The organism is uncultured Neisseria sp., assembly GCF_951230505.1.
GTDB lineage: Bacteria > Pseudomonadota > Gammaproteobacteria > Burkholderiales > Neisseriaceae > Neisseria.
Window position 1 is genome coordinate 1 of record NZ_CATNVN010000083.1, and the last position, 7,946, is coordinate 7,946.

Genomic DNA, 7,946 nt, shown 5'->3' on the forward strand with positions numbered 1-7,946 from the left:
ATATCGACCAAATCATGATCGAATTGGACGGTACTGAAAACAAAGGCAACTTGGGCGCCAACGCCACTTTGGCCGTTTCTATGGCCGTAGCACGCGCGGCCGCTGAAGATGCAGGCTTGCCTCTGTACCGTTACTTGGGCGGCGCAGGCCCAATGGCTCTGCCGGTTCCAATGATGAACGTTATCAACGGCGGCGAACACGCCAACAACAGCCTGAACATCCAAGAATTCATGATCATGCCTGTCGGCGCAAAATCTTTCCGCGAAGCCCTGCGTTGCGGTGCCGAAATTTTCCACGCGCTGAAAAAACTGTGCGATAGCAAAGGTTTCCCAACTACCGTCGGCGACGAAGGCGGTTTCGCACCCAACCTGAACAGCCACAAAGAAGCCCTGCAATTGATGGTGGAAGCCACCGAAGCCGCCGGTTACAAAGCAGGCGAAGACGTATTGTTTGCCCTGGACTGCGCATCCAGCGAATTCTACAAAGACGGCCAATACCACCTGGAAGCCGAAGGCCGCTCCTACACCAGCGCAGAATTTGCCGAATACTTGGAAGGTCTGGTTAACGAATTCCCAATCATTTCCATCGAAGACGGTATGGACGAAAATGACTGGGAAGGCTGGAAACTACTGACCGAAAAATTGGGCAAAAAAGTTCAATTGGTCGGCGACGACTTGTTCGTAACCAATCCAAAAATCTTGGCCGAAGGCATCGAAAAAGGCGTGGCAAACGCATTGCTGGTCAAAGTCAACCAAATCGGTACATTGAGCGAAACCCTGCAAGCCGTCGACTTGGCCAAACGCAACCGCTACGCCAGCGTAATGAGCCACCGTTCCGGCGAAACCGAAGACAGCACCATTGCCGACTTGGCAGTTGCCACCAACTGTATGCAAATCAAAACCGGCTCCCTGTCCCGCTCCGACCGCATGGCGAAATACAACCAATTGCTGCGCATTGAAGAAGAATTGGCCGAAGCCGCCTACTACCCCGGCAAAGCCGCATTCTACCAACTGGGCAAATAAGCAAAATATAGGATATTGATTGTATGAAGTGGGTGACTTTTATTTTAACCTTCGCACTGTTGTGCTGTCAGTACAGCCTTTGGTTTGGCAAAGGCAGCGTCGGGCATACGGAAGAATTGCAGGAGCAGCTCGTCCGTCAGGAGGAAAAAAACCAAACTCTCACTTTGCGCAACAATTTCCTCAATGCGGAAGTTGAAGACTTAGCACACGGACAAGAGGCCATTGCCGAAATTGCCCGTGTCGAATTGGGCTATGTCCAAGACGGCGAAGTGTATTACCGAATCATCAACCGCCGCTAAACCCTGCAAAACAAAGGCCGTCTGAAAACATATTTTTCAGACGGCCTTTTTTATCGCAATCGCTATATAATCACATATCCCAAAATCAAATCACACCCATCATGTATGACGTAAACACCCACGATGTCCGCCGATTCTTTGCCCACGTCTGGCAACACAGGCTCGCGCCGCTCCAATTAGACGGCCTGCAACAAAAAGCTTTGCGCATTATCGAAGCCCATCCCGAATACGGACACTATCTCGAAGACATCGAGCAATATTTAGATAAAGAATGGCTGCCCGAAGACGGCGAAAGCAACCCATTCCTGCATATGTCGCTACACCTTTCCCTACAAGAGCAAAGCGCCATCGACCAGCCCCCGGGCATCCGTGCCATCCACCAACAACTTTGCGCCCGTTACAACGGCGACTGGGTCAAAGCCGAACACGATATGATGGAAGCCTTGGCAGAAACCATCTGGGAAGCACAACGCTACGGACGGGGCCTTGACGTCAATGCCTACATGACCCGATTACGGAAATTGGTCGGCTTAGGCCAAGAAGAAAAAGCCCGCCTCAATCCCCATGAAGTCGGCTTGATGGATACAAAGTAACTTCTTTTCAGACGGCCTCAACCCATACAAATCCTTACGCTTGCCAAAGCCAACATTTCCATCTTTCATGCTAAATTACTTTTTTAAAATCCGCATTACAAGGGAAACCAAAATGCTCCGCCCAGCCCTTACCGCCCTACTCCTAGCCACCTCCCTACCCGTTGCAGCAGAAAGCCTCAACTACAACATCGTTGAATTTTCCGAATCCGCCAACATGGAAGTGCCGCGAGATACCATGACCGCGCATTTCAGCGTCAACGCAGAAGGCAAAGACCGTCAAGCCGTCAACCAAGCCTTCATGAAAAAATTCAACCAGTTCAACAAAATCTCCCAAAACAGCAAATTTAAAGCCGAGTTGATGGAGCGCAACGGATCCCCTCGCTATCAATACACCAACGGCAAACGCACCCAAACCGGCTGGGAAGAACACGCCTACTTCAAAGTAGAAAGCAAAGACTTTGAAGCACTCAACCGCCTGATTGCCGACAGTATCAATATCGCCGTTTTGGAAAGCTCCTCATTTTCCGTATCCAAAGAAAAACGCGAAGAAACCGTCGACCAACTGAGCAAAGCCGTCATCCTGCGCTTCAAAGACCGCGCCCAAAACCTCGCCCAAACGCTCGGCTTCTCCAGCTACAAAATCGTTAAACTCAACCTGGGCCATATCGGCAACCGCCAAGTCGGTGGCGATTTTGCACGTGCCAAAATGTTGCGGGCAGCCCCCGTCGCAGAAATGGCTGCAGGAATAGAAGATGGCATACCTGCCTCCCCAGGTTCAGAAGAAATCAGCCTGACCGTCAGCGGCTCGGTGCAAATGTAGGATTTTCTTTTAAATCATTTAAAAGGCCGTCTGAAAGTATATTTTTCAGACAGCCTTTTGTAGTTTCATTCACATTATTCACGCATAATCAGTCAATCTTAATATATTCCACCGACAAAATCTCTATAACCTCGCGTCCTTCCGGTGTATCCAAGACAACTTCATCGCCTTCGCGTGCTTTTATCAGGCTGCGCGCCAAAGGGGAAATCCATGAGATTTTGTTTTTAGCGGTATCGATTTCATCTACGCCGACGATTTTGACGGTTTGTTCACGACCGTCTCCGCGCAATAAACCAACGGTGGCGCTGAAAAAAATCTGGTCCGTGGCTTCGCGCGCTTCTGGATCGACGACGACGGCGGCTTCCAAGCGTTTGGTTAGGAAGCGGATACGGCGGTCAATTTCGCGCATACGGCGTTTACCGTAAAGATAGTCGCCATTTTCGCTGCGGTCACCATTGCTTGCCGCCCAGTTAACGATTTGGACGATTTCCGGGCGTTCTTTGTTGACCAGATGATAAAGTTCGTCTTTCAATGCCTGCCAACCGGTAGGCGTGATGTAATTTTTGGTTTCGGTACTCATGATGTGTCTAAAACATAATTAAAGGCCGTCTGAACGTTGATTTTCAGACGGCCTTTATTGTAAGTCAATTTACTTTATTCTTCATCATCATCGCTATCGCTGATACTGATGCTGTGTTCCATTTTGCTTGGATGAACTTTCAAGCCGCCACAACCTGATTTTTCGGTAGAGAGACGGTTTAGATACACTTCATCGATATCGCCGGTTTGATAAACACCGTTGAAACATGAAGAATCAAAGGATTCGATTTTTGGATTGAGCGCTTTGACTACTGCTTCCAAGTCTTCTAAGTTTTGGAAGACGATACCGTCTGCGCCAATCTCGGCTGCGATTTCTGCTGCGCTGCGGCCGTTTGCAATCAGTTCTTCACGGGTCGGCATATCAATACCGTACACATTCGGATAGCGCACTTCGGGAGCAGCGGAAGCAATGTAGACTTTGCGTGCGCCTGCCGCGCGTACCATTTCAACGATTTCACGGCTAGTCGTACCGCGCACGATGGAATCATCCACCAACAAAACGCTTTTGCCGTTAAACTCGGTTTCCATCGGGCTGAGTTTTTGGCGCACTGATTTTTTGCGTGTTGCTTGGCCGGGCATAATAAAGGTGCGGCCGATGTAGCGGTTTTTAATCAGACCTTCGCGGTAAGGTTTTTCGAGATGAACGGCAAGCTCCATCGCGCTGGGTCGGCTGGTATCGGGAATCGGCATCACGACATCGATATCATCGACAGGCAGCTCGCGTTTGATTTTTTCTGCCAAAGATACACCCATATCCATACGGGACTGATAAACGGAAACGCCATCGATGACGGAGTCTGGGCGGGCAAAATAAACATATTCAAAAAGACAAGGGCTTAATTTGGCTTTATCGCTGCATTGACGGGAAATAATCGTGCCGTCAAAACCAATAAATACGGCTTCGCCCGGCTGGATATCGCGTTCCAAATCATAGGCAAGTGCGTTGAAAGCAACTGATTCAGAGGCAACGGCATACGATTTTTTACCGGATTCATCGGTTTGCGAACCCAATACCAATGGACGGATACCGAAAGGATCCCGGAAAGCCAGCATGCCGTATCCTGCAATCATGGCTACTACGCCGTATGCGCCGCGCACCAAACGGTGCACTTCGGAAACAGCGTTGAAAATATTGTCGATGGTGAGTTGGTAAGGAACTGTATTTTTAGAGACTTCGCGGCGCAATTCATGCGCGAATACATTGAGTAATACTTCGGAATCAGAGCTGGTATTAACATGGCGCAGGTGTTTGTTGCATACATTCTCATACAGCTCTTCGGTATTGGTCAGATTACCATTGTGTGCCAAAACAATGCCGAACGGGGAGCTGACATAAAACGGCTGGGCTTCGGCGCTGCTGCCCGCATTGCCTGCGGTCGGATAACGGACATGTGCGATGCCGGCATTACCGACCAAGTCGCGCATATTGCGTGTGCGAAATACTTCGCGCACCATGCCTTTGCCCTTGTGCATATGAAATATATTGCCTTCGGCAGTAACAATACCTGCTGCGTCCTGACCACGGTGTTGTAACATCTGCAAACCATCATACAACATCTGATTGACCGGCTCATGACTAACCAAACCTAATACACCACACATATCGTGCTTCTCCGAGTTTGAAGATTAAATGGGTAAGCTGTCATTATAAAATAATTTAGATGAGTTTGCTCGAATTGTTGACAATATGATGCTAAATTTACGCAAATAAAAACGGATTCAGACGACCCATAGGCCGTCTGAATCCGTCAAACTTAATCATCCAATTCTTCAACTTCAGCCGCTTTGCCCGAAAGATGGGACATTGCGGTATCTTTTCCAGGCAGATAAGGCATCGCAGCATCGGCAAGTGATTCAAAATACGGAATTGTGTGCGAACTTTGCCACTCTTCCGTTTTCGGCAAATCAGTGTGTGAAAAAACCATCACTGCCAGTGTCACCAAAATCACACCTTTCACTGCACCGAATACGCCGCCAAACAAACGGTTGATGCTTCCCAGACCAACGGCAGACACCAAACTGCTTAACAGCGACCGTGCCAGTTTTTGCAACAGCCATGCCAGAAAAAACACAGCGGCAAAACCCATGGCAACCGCCAAAGCATGCGGCTCAACCGATTTAAAGACTACATCGGCAAACGGCACGGCAAGCGTTCTGGCAGCAATAAACGACACGACCCACGCCACCATCGCCCCTGCTTCAGCAATAATCCCCCGCATCAGCGAGATAATGATGCAGATGACGATGACGGCGGCAGCCAACAAATCGGCGACAGGCAAATTACTCACTGGTTACCTGACCGGCAATGCCATGTACACGCAATTTGTTCAAATCACGCTCGGCATCGCGTGCATTTTTATAACTGGCTGATTTCACGCGATACACCTTACCTTTATCGGTCATGACTTCAGTAATGGTCGAATCGATGCCTGCCGCTTTCATTTTACGTTGCAGGCTTTGCGCGCGTTCTTTTTCAGCATAACCTGCCTGAATAGCGGCTTTTTTCGCAGGCTTGGCTTCTGCTGTTTCTTTTTCGGCTTTAGGCTTGGCTTTTTCAGACGGCTTCTCGGCAGTTTTTACCTTATCGGCTTTTTCAGCTTTGGCTGTTTCCGGTTTAGCCTTTTCATTTTTTGGTTTTTCAACTTTGGCTTCTGCTTTCTTAGCAGGTTCGGCCTTGTCTTTTACGCTATCTTTACTGTTTTTGGCAGATTTACGCTCGGCAATGGCTTTCTCTGTCTTTTCCAATTGAGCCAATTTATTGCGCTCGGCAGCGGCTTCACGCTCTGCTTTTTCAGCACGCGCTTGAAGTGCGCGTTTTTTAGCGGCCAATGCGTTTTCTTTTTCATCCGCTTCCTGTTGGGCTTGTGCCTTGCGTGCCGCAGCACGTTGTTCTGCCTGACGTTGGCGGCGTTCTTCGGCTCGGCGTTCGGCAGCTTCGCGTTTGGCGGCCTCAGCGCGTTGAATACGCTCAGACTCTTCCAAACCTTTAATATTGCCATCATCCAAAGTATCGTTAATCAAAACCAACGGCTCGCCGACATCTTCGGGAGCGGATTCACGGCTCGGCTTCAGCACTTCGACCGGTGCATTGTCTTCTTCGTCGCCGGCATTTTGAGGTTTGCTTTGCGCTTCGGCATCCGCATGGCGGGCTGCCTCTTCAGCCATCGCGACATCCTCTTTATTCGGCTCTAGGACAACAGCCTTGCTGGGCTCATCCGCCGTTTTGACTTGAGTCTGACCGACAGGGGCTTCTTTAAACGGTGAATTTTTATCGTCGCCCGATGTCAGCGCCAGGCCGAACAGCATACCTGAAGCCACCACCAAGCCGGAGGCCAAAACCAAGCGGCGGCGGTTGCGGCGTTTGAGTTGTTCGTAACCGTCTAAATCGTATCCGTTTGGAGTTTCTTTTTGTTTATTGTCGGACATGATAATTTCCTCGTTAGTGTTCTTTCAAAACAGCCATTACATCGGCAACAGTATGGAATGAGCCGAAAACAACGATTCTATCATTTTCGGTTGCTTTCGCCAAAGCAGCGCGGTAGGCTGCGGCGACGGTTTCAAAAACATTTACATTGTCAATGCCGTGTTCAGCCAATTTAGCCTGCAAAGCCTCTACCGTCATGCCGCGCGGCACATCTAAAGGCGCGATATTCCACTCGTCAAACTGGTCTTTAACGATTTCCAGCACGCCATCAATATCTTTGTCGGACAACATACTGAATACGGCGGTACGTTTTTGGGCAAAGGCAAGGTTAATCAGGCTGCGGCGCAAAGCACGGGCTGCGTGCGGATTGTGGCCGACATCCAAGACCACCAGCGGACGGCCGGGCAAAACTTGGAAACGTCCAGGATTCTCAACCAACAACAAACCACGTTTAATCGCGCCGATATCAACCGGCAATTGTTCGTTCAAACATTCCAACACAGTCAATGCACACGCGGCATTAGACAACTGATAGGCACCGCGCAAAGCAGGAAACGGTAAGGAATTACGGTTACGGCTTTGGCCGTCTGAAGATTGCGGATGGAAGCGGTAGTTCCACTGTACGCTTTCCATTGACGCAAAATCAAAATCACGTTGAACCATCAACAGTTTTGCACCAATTTCTTCTGCGTGTTTGACCAATGATTCAGGCGCAGGGTTTTGGCCGCACACGGCCGGTTTGCCGCTACGGAACACTCCGGCTTTTTCAAAACCGACCTGCTCGACGGTATCGCCCAAAAATGCCTGATGATCCAAATCCACGCTGGTAACGACCGAACAGTCACCATCGAATATATTCACGGCATCCAATCGTCCGCCCAAACCAACTTCCAAAATCATTACGTCCACATTTTCACGCATGAAAATATCGACGGCAGCCAAAGCATTAAACTCAAAATACGTCAGCGAAATTTCACCGCGTGCCGCTTCGATGCGCTCAAATGAGGAAACAATCAGGTCATCTGAAACCGGCTGAGTGTTGATGGCGATTCGTTCGTTGTAACGCAGAAGGTGCGGACTGGTCAGCGTACCGACTTTAAAACCGGCTTCTTTATAAATATACGACAAATAAGCGCATACAGAGCCTTTGCCATTGGTACCGCCACCACGACGACAGGACACTGCGAC

Annotated in this window: 8 protein-coding genes and 1 pseudogene; 4 read left to right on the forward strand and 5 right to left on the reverse strand. The window is 49.5% G+C overall.

Annotation, left to right across the window (positions count from 1 at the left end):
* The 4 genes from eno to Q1M25_RS06405 all read left to right on the forward strand — a co-directional run.
* The coding region (gene eno, locus Q1M25_RS06390; RefSeq protein ID WP_300483071.1) for a phosphopyruvate hydratase at positions 1-1,022 on the forward strand (1,022 nt) is incomplete at its 5' end.
* A 23-nt stretch (positions 1,023-1,045) separates the two neighbouring features.
* Positions 1,046-1,321, forward strand: coding sequence for a cell division protein FtsB (gene ftsB, locus Q1M25_RS06395; RefSeq protein WP_300483074.1), 276 nt, complete (start codon positions 1,046-1,048; stop codon positions 1,319-1,321).
* A 101-nt stretch (positions 1,322-1,422) separates the two neighbouring features.
* Positions 1,423-1,914 carry a DUF1841 family protein gene (locus Q1M25_RS06400; RefSeq protein ID WP_063068729.1) on the forward strand — a complete coding sequence of 164 codons (492 nt, stop codon included), beginning with the start codon at positions 1,423-1,425 and terminating at the stop codon, positions 1,912-1,914.
* Positions 1,915-2,026: 112 nt separating this feature from the next.
* On the forward strand, positions 2,027-2,734 hold the full coding sequence (locus Q1M25_RS06405) for an SIMPL domain-containing protein (RefSeq protein WP_300483078.1): 708 nt from the start codon (positions 2,027-2,029) through the stop codon (positions 2,732-2,734).
* 88 nt (positions 2,735-2,822) lie between these two features.
* On the opposite strand, the gene greB is transcribed toward Q1M25_RS06405, so the two are convergent.
* The 5 genes and pseudogenes from greB to folC all read right to left on the reverse strand — a co-directional run.
* Positions 2,823-3,314, reverse strand: a complete 492-nt coding sequence (greB, locus tag Q1M25_RS06410) for a transcription elongation factor GreB (protein WP_003685038.1) — start codon at positions 3,312-3,314, stop codon at positions 2,823-2,825.
* A 74-nt stretch (positions 3,315-3,388) separates the two neighbouring features.
* A complete protein-coding gene (gene purF / locus Q1M25_RS06415) occupies positions 3,389-4,936 on the reverse strand; it encodes an amidophosphoribosyltransferase (RefSeq protein WP_300483081.1) in 1,548 nt (515 codons plus the stop codon).
* A gap of 152 nt (positions 4,937-5,088) precedes the next feature.
* Complete coding sequence (locus Q1M25_RS06420; protein WP_300483084.1) at positions 5,089-5,622, reverse strand: CvpA family protein; 534 nt, start codon at positions 5,620-5,622, stop codon at positions 5,089-5,091.
* On the reverse strand, positions 5,615-6,760 hold the full coding sequence (ftsN, locus tag Q1M25_RS06425) for a cell division protein FtsN (protein ID WP_300483087.1): 1,146 nt from the start codon (positions 6,758-6,760) through the stop codon (positions 5,615-5,617). Before ftsN ends, Q1M25_RS06420 begins: the two co-directional genes overlap by 8 nt.
* Before the next feature lie 13 nt (positions 6,761-6,773).
* A pseudogene (folC, locus tag Q1M25_RS06430) lies at positions 6,774-7,946 on the reverse strand (bifunctional tetrahydrofolate synthase/dihydrofolate synthase); the annotation flags it as partial.

What these genes read in the sequence shown, in the direction of transcription:
- ftsN (WP_300483087.1), bottom strand. Translation starts at nt 6,760, where the DNA reads ATGTCCGACAATAAACAAAAAGAAACTCCAAACGGATACGATTTAGAC.
- greB (WP_003685038.1), bottom strand. Translation starts at nt 3,314, where the DNA reads ATGAGTACCGAAACCAAAAATTACATCACGCCTACCGGTTGGCAGGCA.
- Q1M25_RS06400 (WP_063068729.1), top strand. Translation starts at nt 1,423, where the DNA reads ATGTATGACGTAAACACCCACGATGTCCGCCGATTCTTTGCCCACGTC.
- ftsB (WP_300483074.1), top strand. Translation starts at nt 1,046, where the DNA reads ATGAAGTGGGTGACTTTTATTTTAACCTTCGCACTGTTGTGCTGTCAG.
- purF (WP_300483081.1), bottom strand. Translation starts at nt 4,936, where the DNA reads ATGTGTGGTGTATTAGGTTTGGTTAGTCATGAGCCGGTCAATCAGATG.
- Q1M25_RS06405 (WP_300483078.1), top strand. Translation starts at nt 2,027, where the DNA reads ATGCTCCGCCCAGCCCTTACCGCCCTACTCCTAGCCACCTCCCTACCC.